This window comes from Streptomyces sp. B6B3 (assembly GCF_039871525.1).
Classification (GTDB): Bacteria; Actinomycetota; Actinomycetes; order Streptomycetales; family Streptomycetaceae; genus Streptomyces.
In genome coordinates this window covers 23,626-42,153 of sequence record NZ_JBDPLU010000002.1, presented here as the reverse complement: position 1 = coordinate 42,153, position 18,528 = coordinate 23,626, and the positions used below count along the sequence as shown (strand labels likewise).

Below are 18,528 nucleotides of genomic sequence, written 5' to 3'. Positions count from 1 at the left end.
TGTTGGGCGTGGATGTGGGTGTGACGGCGTTGCAGTTCGCGTCGTTCAGCTTCGACGCGTCGGTGCTGGACGTTGCGACGACGCTGGCGGCCGGTGGCACTCTCGCCATAGCCACCGCGGAGGAGCGGTCGGAGCCCGAGGCGTTGGCGGCGATGATCCGCGAGGCCGGGGTGTCGGTGGCCAGTGTCGTGCCGTCGCTGTTGCGGGTGTTGGAGCCGGAGTCGGTGCAGGGCGTCTCGAACTGGGTGCTGGGCGCGGAGCGTTTGACGGCGGAGCTGGCGTCCCGGTGGGCGGGACGGGTGAGGGTGTGGAACACCTACGGGCCGACCGAGGCCACGGTCATCACCACCGCCACTCGTGGGCCGGTCCGCCCGGGGGAGCGGGCGCCCGCGATCGGTGGTCCGATCGGCAACACGCGGGTGTTCGTGCTGGACGGTTTCCTGCGTCCGGTGCCTTCGGGGGTGACGGGTGAGGTCTACATCGCCGGTCCTGGGCTGGCGCGTGGCTACGTCGGTCAACCGGGCCTGACGGCCGAGCGGTTCGTGGCGTGTCCGTTCGCCGCCGCGGAGCGGATGTACCGCTCCGGCGACCTCGCCCACTGGGACGACGTCGGCGAGTTGCACTTCGACGGCCGGGCCGACGACCAGGTCAAGGTCCGTGGCTTCCGAGTCGAACCCGGTGAGGTCGAGGCGGTGCTGGCCGCGCACGAGGCGGTTCGCGAGGCCGTGGTCGTCGCCCGCGAGGAACGCCTGGTCGCCTATCTGGTGCCGGAAACGGACGGGCAGCTCGACGTCGACGCACTGAGGGCGCGGGCGGCGCGGTCGCTGCCCGAGTACATGGTGCCGGCGGCGTTCGTGCCGCTGCAGGCGATGCCGCTGACGGTCAACGGCAAGGTCGACCGCAAGGCCCTGCCGGCCCCGGACCGCGCCGGCCAGGTCACCGGCCGCGAGCCGCGCACCGAGGCCGAGGCGACCCTGTGCACCCTCTTCGCCGAGGTGCTGGGCCTTGGGGGCACCTCCCAGGCCGGCAGGGCCTGGGGGAGGGTGGGCGCCGAGGACGGGTTCTTCGAGTTGGGTGGCGACTCGATCATGTCGATGCAGCTGGCCTCCCGGGCCCGCCGCGCCGGCCTGGTCATCAGCCCGAAGCAGGTCTTCGAGCTGCGCACGCCGGCCGCCCTGGCGGGCGTCGCCGGGTCCTCGGCCCGGGATGCGGTGCGGGGCGAGCCGGGTGTGGGCGAGGTTCCGCTGACGCCGGTGATGCACGAGATCCTCGACCAGGTCGGAGCGGACCGGGTCGGCAGGGTCGTCCAGTCCACCGTCGTCGGCACCCCGGCCGATCTGGATCTGGGCGTGCTGATCCGCGCGGTGCGAGCCGTGGTCGATCACCACGACGTGCTCCGCGCCCGTCTCGTCACCGACGCCGATGAGCCCGTGCTCGTCGTCGACGAGCCCGGCACGGTCGACGCCGCCCGCCTGGTCAGTCGCGTCGAGACCGGAACGACGGACGCGCGGCAGCGGATCGACGAGGAGGCCCGCCACGCGGTGGGGCGGCTCGACCCGCGGTCCGGGGTGATGCTGCAGGCCGTCTGGTTCGACCACGGACCCGATCGGTCCGGACGGCTGCTGCTGGTCGCCAACCACCTGGTCGTCGACACCGTCTCCTGGCAGGCCCTGCTGCCCGACCTGGCCGCCGCCTACGCGGACTTGGCCGCCGGACGGGACGCGACGCTCGACCCCGTACCCACGTCGTTCCGGCACTGGGCCCGTGAGCTGGCCGCCCAGGCCGACAGCCCGGAACGGCTGGCCGAACTGCCCGCCTGGACCGGGATGCTGGAGGGCACGGGCACCGACCCGCTGCTGACCGCCGAGCCCGTCGACCCGACCAGGGACCTCGGCGACACCCTGCGGCACGTGTCGGTGACCGTGCCCACGGAGACCGCGGCCGCGTTGCTGACCGACGTCCCGACCGCGTTCCACGCCGGGATCGACGACGTGCTGCTGACCGGCCTGGCCGCGGCCGTCGCCGGCTGGACGAGTCAGGACACCTCGGGCGGCTTCCTGGTGGACGTCGAGGGCCACGGCCGCGAGCCGTTGAGCCCGGACGAGGACCTGACCCGGACGGTCGGCTGGTTCACCAGCCTTCACCCGGTCCGCCTCGGCGGCGGAACCATCGACCCCGCCGAGGTGCGGGCCGGTGGATCCGCCGCGGGCCGGGCGCTCAAGCGGGTCAAGGAGCAGCTCAGGGCGGTGCCCGGCGACGGTTTGGGCTACGGGGTCCTGCGCCGCCTCAATCCGGGTACCGCGTTGGCGCTGGCCGCGCTGCCCGCCGCCCAGATCGGGTTCAACTACCTCGGCCGGATGCCGGCCGTGGACGCGGCCCAGACGCCGGAACCGTGGGCGCCCACGGGAGGCCCGGGACCCGACGGCGGGGCACGCGGCGAACTCCCGGTCGCCCACGCCCTGGAGATCATGGGCATGGTCCGCGACCTGCCCACAGGGCCGGAGCTCACGCTGAGCATCGCCTGGCCGGAACGCCTGCTCGACCAGGTCGCGGTCCAGGAACTCCTGGACGCGTGGGCGGCGATGCTCGCCGGCCTCGTCGCCCACACGGGCGAGCCCGGCGCCGGCGGACACACCCCCTCCGACTTCTCCCTGGTGGCGCTCACCCCGGGCCAGGTCGAGGAGCTGGAGGAGTCCGTTCCAGCACTGGAGGAGGTGTTGCCGGTCTCGCCGCTGCAGGAGGGCATGGTCTTCCACGCGGTGTTCGACGAGCAGGCCACCGACGTCTACGTCGAACAGCTGGTCCTGGCCCTGGACGGGGCGCTCGACGCGACGACCCTGCGGGCGTCCTGGCAGGCGGTGCTGGACCGGCACGCCAGCCTGCGGGCCGGCTTCCGGCAACTCGACGGCATCGACCGGCCGCTCCAGTTCATCGCCCGGGACGTCACCCTGCCCTGGCGGGAGGCGGACCTCTCCGGGCTGGACGAGGACGCCGCCAGGGTGGAGGCCGAGCGGCTGAGCGTCCAGGAGCGGGAGCGGCGCATGGACGTGGCGGACCCGCCGCTGCTGCGGGTGCTGCTGGTCAGGTTCGACGCGGACCGCCACCACATGGTGGTGACGCTGCACCATCTGCTGCTGGACGGCTGGTCGTTGCCGCTGCTGATGCGCGAACTCCAGGCGTGCTACGAGTCCGGCGGGACCGCCCACGGCCTCCCCGCGGCCACCCACCACCGCGAGTACCTCGCCTGGCTGGCCCGCCAGGACCGGAGCGCGGCGGAGGGAGCCTGGCGGGAGGCGCTGATCGGTGTCGAGGAGCCGACGCTCGTCGCGCCCCGAGCCGCCAGGAACGCGTCGGTGCTGGCCGAGACCATCCCCGGCGAGGGCGGGGCGGAACTCGCCGACGCGCTGCGGGCGCTCGCGCGGGCGCACGACGTGACGGTCAACACCTTCGTCCAGGCGGCCTGGGCCGTCGTGATCGGCCAGCTCACCGGCCGGCGGGACGTGGTTTTCGGCGCCACCGTCTCCGGCCGGCCCGCCGACCTGCCGGGCGCGGAGGAGATGCTGGGCCTGTTCCTCAACACCGTCCCGGTGCGCGTCACCCTCGACCCGGCGGTCAGCATCGCGCGGAACCTGTCGCGGCTGCAGGAGCGACAGACGGCGTTGCTCGACCACCAGCATCTCGGCCTGCCGGAGATCCAGCGACTCGCGGGCGCCGGCGCGACGTTCGACACCCTGGTGGCGTTCGAGAACTTCCCGACCGGTCCGGAGCAACGCCCCGAGGGCTCCGGTGTTCGGTTCACCCCGATGGGCATTCGGGAGTCGACGAACTTCGCCCTGGCGCTGGGCGTGGACCCGCGAGGCGACCTTCGGTTCCGCCTGGACTACCGGCCCGACCTGTTCGACGCGGCCACCGCCCGGCTCGTGTCGCGACGGTTCGTGCGCGTTCTGGAGCAGCTGACGGCCGATCTCCAGGCGGGGTTCGGCGACATCGACGTGCTGGACGACGTCGAGCGCGCGCGGGTGGTCATGGAGTGGAACGACACCGCGCGGCCGGTCTCCGGCGACACGCTGCCGGAGGTCATCCACGCCCAGACCAGCCGGACGCCCGACGCGGTCGCCGTGCGGTGCGGTGCCGAGTTGCTGTCCTACGCCGAGCTGGACGAGCGGGTGAGCCGGCTGGCCCGGCATCTCGCCGGGCTCGGGGTGGGTGCGGAGTCGCGGGTGGGTCTGTTGCTGCCGCGGGGCGTGGACGTGGTGGTGGCGATGCTGGCGGTGTGGCGGGCCGGCGGGGCGTTCGTGCCGCTGGACCCGGACCACCCGGCCGACCGGCTGGCGTACGTCGTTCGGGACAGCGAGGCGACCGTCGTGGTCGCGGTGTCCGAGACCCTCGCCCGGGTGCCGGCGGGCGTCGCGCGTCGGGTCGTCCTGGACGACCCGGGGACGCGGACCGCGCTCGCGGCCCACCCCGGCGACGCCCTCGACGCGACGCCGGATCCGCGCCGACTCGCCTACGTGATCTACACGTCTGGTTCGTCGGGGCGGCCGAAGGGTGTGGCGGTCTCGCATCGGGGTCTGGTGAATCTGGCGGAGTCGCTGGCGCCGGTGTTGGGCGTGGATGTGGGTGTGACGGCGTTGCAGTTCGCGTCGTTCTCCTTCGACGCGTCGGTGCTGGACGTTGCGACGACGCTGGCGGCCGGTGGCACTCTCGCCATAGCCACCGCGGAGGAGCGGTCGGAGCCCGAGGCGTTGGCGGCGATGATCCGCGAGGCCGGGGTGTCGGTGGCCAGTGTCGTGCCGTCGCTGTTGCGGGTGTTGGAGCCGGAGTCGGTGCAGGGCGTCTCGAACTGGGTGCTGGGCGCGGAGCGTTTGACGGCCGATCTCGCGTCCCGGTGGGCGGGACGGGCGAGGGTGTGGAACACCTACGGGCCGACCGAGGCCACCGTCATCACGACGGCGACCCGCGAGCCCATCCGTACGGAAGAGCAGGCGCCCGCGATCGGTGGTCCGATCGGCAACACCCAGGTCTACGTGCTGGACGGTTTCCTGCGTCCGGTGCCTTCGGGGGTGACGGGTGAGGTCTACATCGCCGGTCCTGGCCTGGCGCGTGGCTACGTCGGTCAACCGGGCCTGACGGCCGAGCGGTTCGTGGCCTGTCCGTTCGCCGTGGGGGAGCGTATGTATCGCTCCGGGGACCTTGCCCACTGGGACCGGGCCGGCCAACTGCACTTCGACGGCCGGGCCGACGCGCAGGTCAAGCTGCGTGGCTTCCGGATCGAGTTGGGCGAGGTCGAGGCGGTGCTGGCCGCGCACGAGGCGGTTCGCGAGGCCGTGGTCGTCGCCCGCGAGGAACGCCTGGTGGCCTATCTGGTGCCGGCGGACGAGGAGTTTGACGCCGAGGGCGTGCGCCGGTTCGCCGCCACCCGCCTCCCGGAACACATGCTGCCGGCGGCGTTGGTGTCGCTGGACGCGATGCCGCTGACCCCGAACGGCAAGGTCGACCGCAGGGCCCTGCCCGCCCCCGACCTCGCCGCGCAGCCCAGCCGCGAACCGCGTACGGCGGCCGAGGCGGCGCTCTGCGGGCTGTTCGCCGAGGTGCTGAACCTTGGGGGCACCTCCCAGGCCGGCAAGGCCTGGGGGAGGGTGGGCGCCGAGGACGGGTTCTTCGAGTTGGGTGGCGACTCGATCATGTCGATGCAGCTGGCCTCCCGGGCCCGCCGCGCCGGTCTGGTCATCAGCCCGCGCCAGATCTTCGAGCACCGCACTCCCGCCGCCCTCGCCCGCGTGGCCGGCGCCACCGACGACACCGACCCCGCCCAGGGCGAGCCGGGTGTGGGCGAGGTTCCGCTGACGCCGGTGATGCACGAGATCCTCGACCAGGTCGGAGCGGACCGGGTCGGCAGGGTCGTCCAGTCCACCGTCGTCAGCACCCCGGCCGGCCTGGATCCGGGCGTGCTGATCCGCGCGGTGCGGGCCGTCATCGATCACCACGACGTGCTCCGCGCCCGCCTCGTCACCGACGCCGATCGGCCCGTGCTCGTCGTCGACGAGCACGGCACGGTCGACGCCGCCGACCTCGTCACCCGTTGCGACGCCACCGGTCTGTCCCCCGACGACCTGCGCCGGGCCATGGACCGGGCCGCCCGCCACGCGGTGGGGCGGCTCGACCCGCGGTCCGGGGTGATGCTGCAGGCCGTCTGGTTCGACCACGGCGCTGACCGGTCCGGACGGCTGCTGCTGGTCGCCAACCACCTGGTCGTCGACACCGTCTCCTGGCAGGCCCTGCTGCCCGACCTGGCCGCCGCCTACGCGGACTTGGCCGCCGGACGGGACGCGACGCTCGACCCCGTACCCACGTCGTTCCGGCACTGGGCCCGTGAGCTGGCCGCCCAGGCCGACAGCCCGGAACGGCTGGCCGAACTGCCCGCCTGGACCGGGATGCTGGAGGGCACGGGCACCGACCCGTTGCTGACCGCCGAGCCCGTCGACCCGACCAGGGACCTGGGCGCCACCGTGCGGCACGCGTCCGTCACCGTCCCGGCCGACGTGACCGCCGCCCTGCTGACCGCGGTGCCGGCCGCGTTCCACGCCGGCGTCGACGACGTGCTGCTGACCGGCCTCGCCGTCGCCGTCAGCGAATGGAGCGACGAGGACGCCGCCGGCGGTTTCCTGGTCGACGTCGAGGGCCACGGCCGCGAGCCGTTGAGCCCGGACGAGGACCTGACCCGGACGGTCGGCTGGTTCACCAGCCTCCACCCGGTCCGCCTCGTCGCCGGCGACCTCGACCCGGCCGAGGTGCGGATCGGCGGCTCCGCGGCCGGCCGGGCGCTCAAACGGGTCAAGGAACAGCTCAGGGCGGTGCCCGGCGACGGCCTCGGCTACGGCGTCCTGCGGCACCTCAACCCCGAGTCCGGCCCGGTCCTCGCGGCCCTGCCCGCCGCCCAGATCGGGTTCAACCACCTCGGCCGCACGCCGGCCGGCGACCCGAACCGGACGGCCGAGGCGTGGGCGCCCGCCGGCGGCCCGGGACCCGACGGCGGCGCACGGGCCGAACTCCCGGTCGCCCACGCCCTGGAGACCATGGGCATGGTCCGCGACCTGCCCACAGGGCCGGAGCTCACGCTGAGCATCGCCTGGCCGGAACGCCTGCTCGACCAGGTCGACGTCGAGGAACTCCTGGACGCGTGGGCGGCGATGCTCGCCGGCCTCGTCGCGCACGCGGGCGAGCCCGGCGCCGGCGGACACACCCCCTCCGACTTCCCGCTCGTCCCGTCCCTCACCCAGGAGCACCTGGACGCCGTGGCGTCGGACCTTCCGGCGCTGGAGGAGGTGCTGCCGGTCTCGCCGCTGCAGGAGGGCATGCTCTTCCACGCCCTCTTCGACGAGGAGGGCACCGACGTCTACGTCGAGCAGCTGGTCCTGGCCGTGGACGGGCCGTTGGACCCCGGCCGGCTGCGGGCGGCCTGGCAGGCGGTGCTGGACCGGCACGCCAGCCTGCGGGCCGGCTTCCGGCAACTCGACGGCGCCGAGCGGCCCGTCCAGCTGGTCGCCGCGAACGTGGCCCTGCCCTGGCGGGAGGCGGACCTCTCCGGGCTGGACGAGCCGGCCGCGCTGGCCGAGGCCGAGCGCCTCGGCGTCGAGGACCGGGCCCGGCGCTTCGACCTGGGCGCGCCTCCGCTGCTGCGGGTGCTGCTGCTGAAACTGGCCGACGACCGGCACCAACTGGCCGTCACCCTGCACCACATCCTGCTCGACGGCTGGTCGCTGCCGCTGCTGATGCGGGACCTGCAGGCGTGTTACGACGCCGGCGGCACCGCCCACGGCCTGCCGGCCCTCACCCACCACCGCCAGTACCTGGCCTGGCTCGCTCGGCAGGACCAGGGCGCGGGGAAGCGGGCCTGGCGGGAGGCGCTGGCCGACGTCGACGGGCCCACGCTGGTCGCGTCGCGGGCCGACAGGAACGTGTCGGTGCTGGCCGAGACCATCCCCGGCGAGGGCGGCGCGGAACTCGCCGAGGCCCTGCGGGCGCTCGCCCGGGCGCACGACGTGACCGTCAACACCGTGGTCCAGGCGGCGTGGGCGCTGGTGATCGGCCAGCTCACCGGCCGGCGGGACGTGGTGTTCGGCGCCAGCGTCGCCGGACGGCCGGCGGAGCTGCCGGGCGTGGAGGAGATGCTGGGGCTGTTCCTCAACACCGTTCCGGTGCGCGTCGCGCTCGATCCGGCGCGGACCGTCGCACGAACGCTGACCCGGCTCCAGGCCGAGCAGACGGAGCTGCTGGACCACCAGCACGTCGGCCTGGCGGACATCCAGCGGCTGGCCGGCGCGGGCGCCACGTTCGACACCCTGGTGGCGTTCGAGAACTTCCCCGCCGTTCCCGGCCGACCCGCGACCGCGGGCCCGCGGATCACCCCGGTGGGCATCCGGGAGTCGACCAACTACGCGCTCGCGCTGGGCGTGGACCCGCGAGGCGACCTTCGGTTCCGGCTGGACTACCGGCCCGACCTGTTCGACGCGGCCACCGCCCGGCTGGTCTCCGAGCGGCTGGTCGGGGTCCTGGCGCAGCTGGCGGCGGATCCGCGGGCCCGACTGGCGGACCTCGACGTCGCCCTGCCGGGGGAACGCCGCCGGGTCGTGCGGGAGTGGAACGACACCGAGCGGCCGGTCAGCGCCGGCACCCTGCCCGAGGCCATCCACGCCCAGACCAGCCGGACGCCCGACGCCCCCGCGCTGCGGTGCGGCGCCGAACTGCTGACCTACGCCGAACTGGACGCGCGCGCCAACCGGCTGGCCCGGCACCTCGCCGGGCTCGGGGTCGGTCCTGAGTCCCGGGTGGGCCTGCTGCTGCCGCGCGGCGTGGACATGGTCACCGCGATGCTCGCCGTGTGGCGGGCCGGCGGCGCGTTCGTGCCGCTGGACGCCGACCACCCCGCCGACCGCCTGGCCCACGTGATCGGCGACAGCGCCCCCGCCGTGCTGCTGGCCACGGCGGAGACCGCCGAACGCGCCCCGGACACCGGCGTTCGGGTGGTGGCCCTGGACGACGCCGACACCCTGGCCGCCCTCGCCGCCGAGCCCGCCGCGCCCCCGCACGTGACCACGAACCCGGAGCTGCTGGCCTACGTCATCTACACCTCGGGATCGACCGGCCGCCCCAAGGGCGTCGCCGTCTCGCACCGGGGCCTGGTGAACCTGGCCGAGGCGATGCGCCCGGTGCTGGGCGTGGCCGAGGGCGTGACGGCGCTGCAGTTCACCTCGTTCTCCTTCGACGCCTCGATCCTCGACGTCGCCACCACCCTCGCGGCCGGCGGCACCCTCGCCGTCGCCACCGCCGAGGAACGGACCGAGCCGCGGGCGCTCGCGGCGCTGGTCCGCGAGGCCGGCGTGACCGTGGCCAGCGTCGTGCCGTCGCTGCTGGGCGCGTTGGAGCCGGAGTCGGTCCCCGGGATCACCAACTGGGTGCTGGGCGCGGAGCGTCTGACGGCCGACCTCGCGTCCCGCTGGGCGGGACAGGCGAGGGTGTGGAACACCTACGGGCCGACCGAGGCCACCGTCATCACCACCGCCACACCGAACGCCCTGGACGCCGGCATCGCGCCGCAGGACCCGGCCCCGGCGATCGGCGGCCCGATCGCCAACACGCGGGTGTTCGTGCTGGACGGCTTCCTGCGCCCGGTGCCCCCGGGAGTGACGGGCGAGATCTACCTCGCCGGTCCTGGCCTGGCCCGCGGCTACGTCGGACAGCCGGGAGCGACCGCCGAACGCTTCGTCGCCAACCCGTACGCGGAGCAGCCCGGCGACGGGGGCGCCTCCCAGGCCTCCCAGGCCTCCAAGGTCTGGGGGAGGATGTACCGCACCGGGGACCTCGCCCACTGGGATCAGGTCGGTCAACTCCACTTCGACGGCCGGGCCGACGCGCAGGTCAAGGTGCGCGGCTTCCGCATCGAGTTGGGCGAGATCGAGGCCGTGCTCGCCGCGCACGGCTCCGTGCGCCAAACCGTCGTCGTCGCCCGCGGCGACGCCTCCGGCGCCGGAGGCGGCCTCGTCGCCTACGTCGTGCCGGCGGCCGTCCTCGACGCCACCGACGACACGGATCTCTCCCGGCTGCGCGCGTTCGCGGCCACCCGGTTGCCCGAGTACATGGTGCCCGCCGCGTTCGTGTCGCTGGACGCGATGCCGCTGACCCCGAACGGCAAGGTGGACCGGGCGGCCCTGCCCGCCCCGGACCGCGCGGGACGGGCCACCAGCCGGGAACCGCGCACCGCCACCGAGGCGGCGCTGTGCGCGCTGTTCGGGGACGTGCTGGGCCTGGAGCAGGTCGGGGCGGAGGACGGCTTCTTCGAGCTCGGCGGGGACTCCCTGTCGGCGATGCGGCTGATCGCCCGGATCCGCGCGGCGCTGGACGCCGACGTGAGCATCCGCGAGCTGTTCGCCGAGCCGACACCGGCGCGGCTGGCCCGGCGGATCGAGGGCGTGGAGAGCGGGCAGCGGGTGCCGTTGCGGCCGTGGGCGCGGCCGAAGCGGGTGCCGTTGTCGTTCGCCCAGCAGCGGATGTGGTTCCTCAACCAGCTGAACGAGAACCGCCCCGACGAGGCCGCGGGGGACGCCGGGCGGGAGGCCGCGCCCGGGGCCGCGGCGGCGTACAACCTGCCGTTGCCGATGCGCGTGTCGGGCCCGTTGGACGTGGCGGCGCTGCGGAGGGCGCTCGGGGATGTGGCCGACCGACACGAGAGCCTCCGCACCGTGTATCCCGCCGTGGAGGGCACGCCGTACCAGCGGATCCTGGAGGGCGACGACGCCCGCCCGCGGCTGGCGGTGGTGGACGTGGCCGACGAGGAGGAGATGCTCCGGCTCCTGTCCGTGCTCGGCGACCTCGAGTTCGACCTGCGCGAGGACCTGCCTTGGCGCGTCTGGCTGCTGCGCCGGTCGCCGTCCGAGGCCGCGCTGCTGATGGTGCTCCATCACATCGCCTCGGACGGGCTGTCGATGGGTGTGCTGACGCGGGACCTGACGACGGCGTACACCGCCCGGCTCGGGGGCGAGGCGCCCGCCTGGGCCCCGCTCGGCGTGCAGTACGCGGACTACGCGCTGTGGCAGCGGGCGGTGCTGGGCGAGTTGGCCGCGCCGGAGAGCGTCGCCAGCGGGCAGGTGGCGTACTGGAAGGAGGCCCTGGCCGGCCTCGATCCCGAGACCCCGCTGCCGCTGGACCGGCCGCGCCCGGCGGTGCCGTCGTTCCGCAGCGCGAGCGTGCCGGCGTCGGTGGCCCCCCGGACGCACGCGCGGCTGCTGGAGGTCGCCGGCGAGCGCCAGGCGACGCTCTTCATGCTGGTGCACGCCGCGTTGGCGGTGACGCTGGCCCGGACGGGCTCGGGACGGGACATCCCGATCGGGACCGCCATCGCCGGCCGGGGGGACGAGCAGCTCGAGGAGTTGGTCGGGATCTTCGCCAACACCCTGGTGCTGCGGGTCGACCTGAGCGGCGACCCCACCTTCGAGGAGCTGCTGGCCCGGGTGCGGGAGACCGACCTGGCGGCGTATGCGCACCAGGACGTGCCGTTCGAGTGGCTGGTGGAGGAGCTCAACCCCGACCGCTCGCTGTCCCGCAACCCGCTGTTCCAGGTGATGCTGGCGGTGCAGAGCATGCCCGACGCCCGGTGGGAGCTGCCCGGTCTCCAGGTGACGGCGGTCAGGTCGCAGGCGCCGCCGCCCGCACGTTTCGACCTGTCGGTCGCGCTCGCCGAACGGCACGACCCGGACGGCACCCCGGCGGGCCTGGGCGGCGGCATCGTCTACGCGGCCGACGTCTTCGACGAGGCCACCGTCCGGGGCCTGGCGGACCGGATGATGCGAATCCTGGAGCAGGTCGCGGAGAACCCGGCGATCCGGCTGAGCGAGATCGACGTGCTGCTGGAGGGGGAGCGGCACCGGCTCGTGGCGGAGTGGAACGCCACGGCGTCGCCGGTGCCGTCGGGCACCTGGCTGGACGCGTTCCGCGGCCGGGTCGAGGCGTCGCCGGACGCGGTGGCGGTGCGCTGCGGGTCCGAGGCGCTGTCCTACGGGGAGCTGGCCGGGCGGGCGGACCGGCTGGCGCGCTACCTGACCGGCGTGGGGGTGGGGCCCGAGTCCCGGGTGGGGCTGTGCCTGCCGCGCGGGGTGGACGCGGTCGTGGCGATGCTGGCGGTGTGGCGGGCCGGCGGGGCGTTCGTGCCGCTGGACCCCGACTACCCGTCGGGCCGGCTCGGCTTCATGGCCGCCGACAGCGGCGTGGCCGTGATCCTCGGCACCGCCGGCAGCCTGACCCGGCTGCCGTCGAACGTCGGGCGGGCGGTGACGCTGGAGGACGCCGAGCGGGTCACCCCGTCCGGGCCGTCGGGGCCGTTGCCCGGGGTGGCCGATCCGGACCAACTGGCGTACGTGATCTACACGTCGGGTTCGTCGGGCCGGCCGAAGGGTGTGGCGGTGTCGCACCGGGGTCTGGTGAATCTGGCGGTGGCGATGCGTCCGGTGCTGGGTGTGGGTGAGGGTGTGACGGCGTTGCAGTTCGCGTCGTTCAGCTTCGACGCGTCGGTGTTGGATGTGGTGACCACGTTGGCCGCGGGCGGGACGCTGGCGATCGCCGCGGGCGTGGAGCGGGGTGATCCGGCGGCGTTGGCCGCGATGATCCGCGGGGCGGGCGTTTCGGTGGCGAGCGTGGTGCCGTCCTTGCTGGGCGTGCTGGATCCCGATTCGGTGCCGGGGGTGTCGCGTTGGGTGTTGGGCGCGGAGCGGCTGTCCGCCGATCTGGCGTCCCGGTGGGCCGGCCGGGCGGGGGTGTGGAACACCTACGGGCCGACCGAGGCCACCGTGATCGCGACGGCCGTTCCGCTCGACGGGGACATCTCTCCGGAGGACGCGCCGCCGCCGATCGGCCGGCCGATCGCCAACACTCGGGTGTTCGTGTTGGACGACGTGCTCCAGCCGGCACCGGTCGGGTCCGTGGGCGAGGTGTACCTCGCCGGCCCGGGCCTGGCCCGCGGCTACGTGGGGCAGCCGGGTCTGACGGCGGAGCGGTTCGTGGCCTGCCCGTTCCTGCCGGCCGGGGGCACCTCCCAGGCCTCCCAGGCCGGGGGGAGGATGTACCGGACCGGGGACCTGGCCCGCTGGTCCGCCGACGGGCAGCTGCACTTCGCCGGCCGGGCCGACGCCCAGGTCAAGCTCCGCGGCTTCCGCATCGAACTCGGCGAGATCGAGGCCGTGCTGGCCGCCCACCCCGACGTCGCCCGGGCCGCCGCCGTCGTCCGCGAGGACCAACCCGACGCCGGGGGACGGCTGATCGGGTACGTCGTCCCGACCGGCCAGGGCGTCGACGCGGCGGCGATCCGGGACTTCACCGCCGGCCGGCTGCCCGCCCACATGGTGCCCGCCGCCGTGGTCGCCCTCCACGACCTGCCGCTGACGCCCAACGGCAAGCTCGACCGGGCGGCCCTGCCCGCCCCGGCCGTCGTCGCGCCGGCGAACGAGGCCGAGCCGACGGACGAGGCGGAGCGGACCGTGTACCGCCTGTTCGCCGAGGTGCTCGGGCTGGAGCGGGTGGCCGGCGGCGCCAACTTCTTCGACTCGGGCGGCGACTCGCTGCTGGCGATCCGGCTGACCTCGGGGATCCGCGACGCGCTCGGCGTCGAGCTGAGCATGCAGCACTTCTTCGGTGCGCCGACCCCGAGCGGCGTGGCCCGGATGCTGAGGTCGAAGACCCTCCCCGCGCTGCGCCCGGTCGACCACGCCGACGAGGGAGACGAGGGAGACGAGGGAGGGGTGCCGCTGATCTCGGCGCAGCTCCGCAGCTGGCGGCAGTCCCGGCGCGGCGACGACCCGGCGACCCACCAGAGCACGGTGGCGCTGCGCCTCGACGGGCCCCTGAACCGCGCGGCGTTGGGCGAGGCGTTGGCCGACGTCGTCGCGCGGCACGAGATCCTGCGCACCCTCTTCCCCGAGACCGCGGTCGGCGGCGAGCCGCGGCAGCACGTCCTGGCCGCGGACGATCCGGCCGCCCGGCCGGCGCTGCCGGTGACGCCGGCGACCGAGGAGGAGCTGCCCGGCCTGCTGGCGGCCCGCGCTCGCCACGCCCTCGACCTCACCCGGTACCCCGCGTGGGCACCGCACCTTTTCGCGCTGTCGGACACCGAGCACGTGCTGCTGCTGGTGGTCCACCGGATCGCCGCGGACGACGCGTCGGTGGACCTCCTGGTCCGCGACCTGTCGGTGGCCTACGGCGCCAGGCGGGAGGGCCGGCCGGTGGAACGCCTGCCGCTGGCCATGCAGTTCGCCGACTACGCCCGCTGGGAGGCGGAGCTGCTGGAGCGCGAGTCCCTGCCGGACAGCCTGGTCAGCGAGCAGGTCGCGCACTGGCGGGAGACCCTCGACGGCGCGCCCGCCGAGACGGTGCCGCCGACCGACCGGCCGCGGCGGGACCCGGCCGGCACGCCACACCCCGTCGGCGAGGTGCCGCTCCGCCTCGACGCCGAGACCCACCTCCGGCTCACGGAGACGGTGACCCCCGACGACGGCGCCATGCCGATCGAGGCCTCGGCGGGCGCGGCCCTGCACGCCGGGCTCGCGCTGCTGCTGACCCGGCTCGGCGCGGGACACGACGTCGTGTTCGGCACGACGCTGCCGCGCCGGGAGCTGGAGGAGTTCCTGACCGGCGCGGTCGGGCCCTTCGCGAGCCGGCTGGCGCTGCGCGCCGACACCTCGGGCGACCCCAGCTTCGTCGACCTGGTGGCCCAGACGCGGGAAGCCCTCCGCCAGGCGGAGTCGCACGCCGACGTGCCCTTCGCGCGGCTGGCCGAGCTGCTGACGCCGCCCGGCGTTCCCGCCCCGCGCCATCCGCTCTTCCAGGTGATGCTCGACCTGAACGACGACGTGGACGAGGAGTGGCAGACCTTCGGCCTCCCCGGCCTGCGCACCACGGTCCTGCCGGCGGGCGCGCCCGCCTCCGAGCTGGACCTCTGGTTCGACCTGGTCGAGCACCACCGGGAGGACGGCAGCCCCGGCGGCATCGACGGCGTCCTGCGCTACGACACGAGCCTCTTCGAGCCGTCCACCGCGACGGCGCTCGCCAACCGCTTCGTCCGGGTCCTCACGCAGGTGGCGGAGGAGCCGGGGCTGCGCCTGAACGAGGTGGACGTGCTGCTGGACCCGGCCGAACGCCACCGGCTGGTGGCGGACGGGCACGGCGCCGCGGCGGACGTGCTCCGGGCCACCGTCGTCGACCTCCTCGCCGACCAGGCGGTGCGCGCCCCCGACGCCGTCGCCGTCGTCGACCAGCACCGGGCCCTCAGCCACGGGAGCCTGGACGCGGCGGCCGGCCGGCTCGCCGGAGGGCTGGTACGGCTCGGCGTCCGCCCCGAGGACGTCGTCGCCGTGGCCGTTCCGCCCACGGCCGACCTCGTGGTCGCGCTCCTGGGCGTCCTCCAGGCCGGCGCGGCCTGCCGTTTCGTGGAGCCCGCCCGGGCCGCGGAGGCGGTCGCCCCCTCCCCGCACGCGGCACCGCCCGCCGCGCTGGTCTGCACGGCGGCGACCGCGGAACTCCTGCGGGTCGACAGCTCCGTGCCCCTGCTGCGCCTCGACGATCCCGCGCCCGCCACCGCGGGCCGGAACCGGCGCGCCCGGCCGCTGCCCGGCCACGCCGCGGTCGTGCTGGACCCGGCGTCCGGCCGGCACGCCGCGGTGATCGAGCACCGCGCGCTGGCCAACCAGGCGGCGCACCATCGGCGCACGGCGCCGGCCGGGCACGCGGTCACGCTGGACACCCGGGCCGCCGTCGCCACCCTGCTCGCCCCGCTGCTCGGCGCCCTGTGCGCCGGCGGCACCGTCCGGCTCGGCGCCACGTCCCCCGACGGCGCGTCGCTCCTGGTGACCACGCGAGACCTACTGCCCACCGCCCTAAGGGACCCGGCGGGCGACGAGGACACCCCGCAGGACAGCGCACAGGACACCGCGCAGGTCGTCGCACAGGTCGTCGTGATGGACGGCGGGGAGGGCGGCGGGGACAACGGCGAGCCTCCCCCAGTCCCCCAGCCATGGGGGTCCCCCCGGACGAAGTCTGGGGGAGGCTGGGAGGCGCCCCCATTCGCCGGCCTGGGAGGTGCCCCCAAGGCGGAGCGCCGCGAGCCGCCCGGGGGGCGCCTCGTGCACAGCCTGAACGACGTGGAGACCGCCGGCCGGTGGCTCGACGGGGCGGGCGCGGCCGGGGAGCCGGACGCCGGGGAGCCGTCCCCCGGGGCGCGCACCGGCCGGCCGGTCACCAACACCCGCGCCTTCGTGCTGGACGAGCGTCTGCGCCCGCTCCCACCGGGCGTGGTGGGCGACCTCTACCTCGCGGGCGCCTCCCTCGCCCGCGGCTACGCCGACAACCCCGCCCACACCGGCGAACGCTTCGTCGCCTGCCCCTTCGGCCCGGACGGCGAGCGGATGTTCCACACCGGCCGCCGCGCCACCCGCAGCGCCGCCGGCGTCGTCACCCTCCGGGACGAGGAGCGGGTCCGCAGCCGGCCGGCCGCCCCGGCCCGCCGCGCCGCACGGCCGCGCGACGACCTCGACGTGCTGCTGCCGCTGCGCTCGGCCGGCAGCCGGTCGCCGCTGTTCTGCGTGCACCACAGCACGGGACTGAGCTGGGGCTACGCCGCCCTCCTCCCGTACCTGCCGGCGACGCTGCCGGTGTACGGGCTCCAGGCGCGCGGACTGGCCAGTCCGGAGTCGCTGCCGACCAGCCTGCACGAGATGGCGGCCGACTACGCCGAACAGATCAGGACCGTCCAGCCCACCGGCCCCTACCACCTCCTGGGTTGGTCCCTCGGCGGCGTGATCGCCCACGCGGTCGCCACCCACCTCCAGGCGGCCGGCGAGGAGGTGGCGCTGCTCGCCCTGCTCGACGGCTTCCCCGAGGGCGACGCCCGGCTCCCGTCCGCCGCCGAGGGGGCGTCCGAACGGGCCGGACACACGGTGACGGAGCCCGTCGAGGGACAACCGGCGCCCGGCGACGACCTGCTCCGCACCACGGACGGCCCGCTCCAGGGGAAGATGCGGACGGTGATGCGGCACGCGGGGGAGCTCGCGCAGCGCCACCTGCCCGGCCGCTTCCACGGCGACCTCCTCCTCTTCCTCGCGGCCGAGAACCGCCCGGAGGACCTGCCGCTGCCGCGCGCCCGCACCGTCTGGGGCCCGTTCGTCTCGGGCGACATCGAGACGCACGAGATCGCCGTCGACCACCAGGGCATGCTCCGGCCCGCGCACGTGCCGCGGATCGCGCACGTCGTCACGCAACGACTCCAGGCCCCGACGGACGCCGCGCGGGGGACGACGGAAGGGACAGGCGAATGAAACCCGGCTACCTCACCAAGTACCGCGACGAACTGGACCCGTTGCCTGATCTGCACCTGCTGACCGCGGCGTCGCCGATGGCCAAGGAGGACGAGGAGAGCAACACCTGGTTCGCCCTCGGCCGCGACGAGGTGCGCACCGTCCTCAGCGACGCCAGCTTCAGCAACCTGCCCGCGGCGGGGGACTCGGACCCTCCCCGGGTCCCGCGACCCGAACCCGGCAACCCGTTGCAGTGGGACGGCACCGAACACGGCCGCCTGCGCAGGATGCTGGGCCGGGAGCTGTCCCCGCGGCGGGTGCGCGCGATGACGCCCCTGCTCCGGGAGATGGTGACCGAACAACTCGACGTCCTGGAGGCCGCCGGACAACCGGCCGATCTCATGCGGTACTTCGCCTGGCCCCTGGCGGGCCGGGTGTGCAGCCTGCTGTTCGGGCTGCCCCGCGACGACATGGCCGAGTTGGCCCGGCACGCCGCCATCCGCACGCTCCGGGTGGGCCAGAAGCAGACGGCGTCGGCCAAGGCGTACGGCAACTGGGTGCACCGGATGCTGGCCGCGAAGCGGCGCGAGCCCGGTGACGACCTGCTGGGCAGGCTGGTGCGCGAACACGGCGACGCGATCACCGACGAGGAACTGATGGGCCTCTTCTCCTCCATCCTGTTCTCCGAACTGGAGGGGATGACCCACATGACGGGGGCGGGCGTCCTCGCGCTGCTGCGGCACCCCGACCAACTCGCCCTGCTCAGGGAGCGACCCGAGCTGATGGACCACGCCGTGGAGGAGCTGATCCGCTACGCGTCGGTCATCCCCTTCGCCTCGCCCAGGAACGTCGTGGAGGACGTGCGCCTCGGCGGCCGGACGATCAGGGCCGGGGACGTCGTGCACTGTTCGCTTTTCGCGGCCAACCGTTCCCAGCCGCCAGGGGAGCCGCCGGACGGCCTGGACGTCACCCAGGACAGCACCAACCACCTGGCCTTCGGCCACGGCGCCCACTTCTGCATCGGCGCGACGCTCGCCAGGGCCCAGCTGCGGACGTCCCTGGAGGGCCTGCTGCGGCACTTCCCCACGCTGCGCCTCGGCGTGGCGCCGGACGCGATCAGGTACCGCGTGCACTCGCCACAACACGGCATCGAATCGCTGCCCATCGCCTGGTAGCGAACCGCGCACCAGATCGT

General features: G+C 74.9%; 2 protein-coding genes (1 of these 2 only partly in view). Both read left to right on the top strand.

Going from position 1 to position 18,528, the window contains the following annotated elements; all coding sequences use genetic code 11:
- Positions 1-17,354, top strand: the 3' portion of a protein-coding gene (locus tag ABGB06_RS04475; RefSeq protein ID WP_347585499.1) for a non-ribosomal peptide synthase/polyketide synthase. Its footprint begins 9,712 nt before the window's first position; only the last 17,354 of its 27,066 coding nucleotides appear in the window; its start codon lies beyond the left edge, outside the window; its stop codon occupies positions 17,352-17,354.
- Positions 17,351-18,508, top strand: coding sequence for a cytochrome P450 (locus ABGB06_RS04470; RefSeq protein ID WP_347585497.1), 1,158 nt, complete (start codon positions 17,351-17,353; stop codon positions 18,506-18,508). Before ABGB06_RS04475 ends, ABGB06_RS04470 begins: the two co-directional genes overlap by 4 nt.
- The last annotated feature ends 20 nt before the right edge of the window (positions 18,509-18,528 follow it).

Excerpts from the sequence above, each read along its gene's own strand:
- ABGB06_RS04470 (WP_347585497.1), top strand. The coding sequence starts at position 17,351 with ATGAAACCCGGCTACCTCACCAAGTACCGCGACGAACTGGACCCGTTG.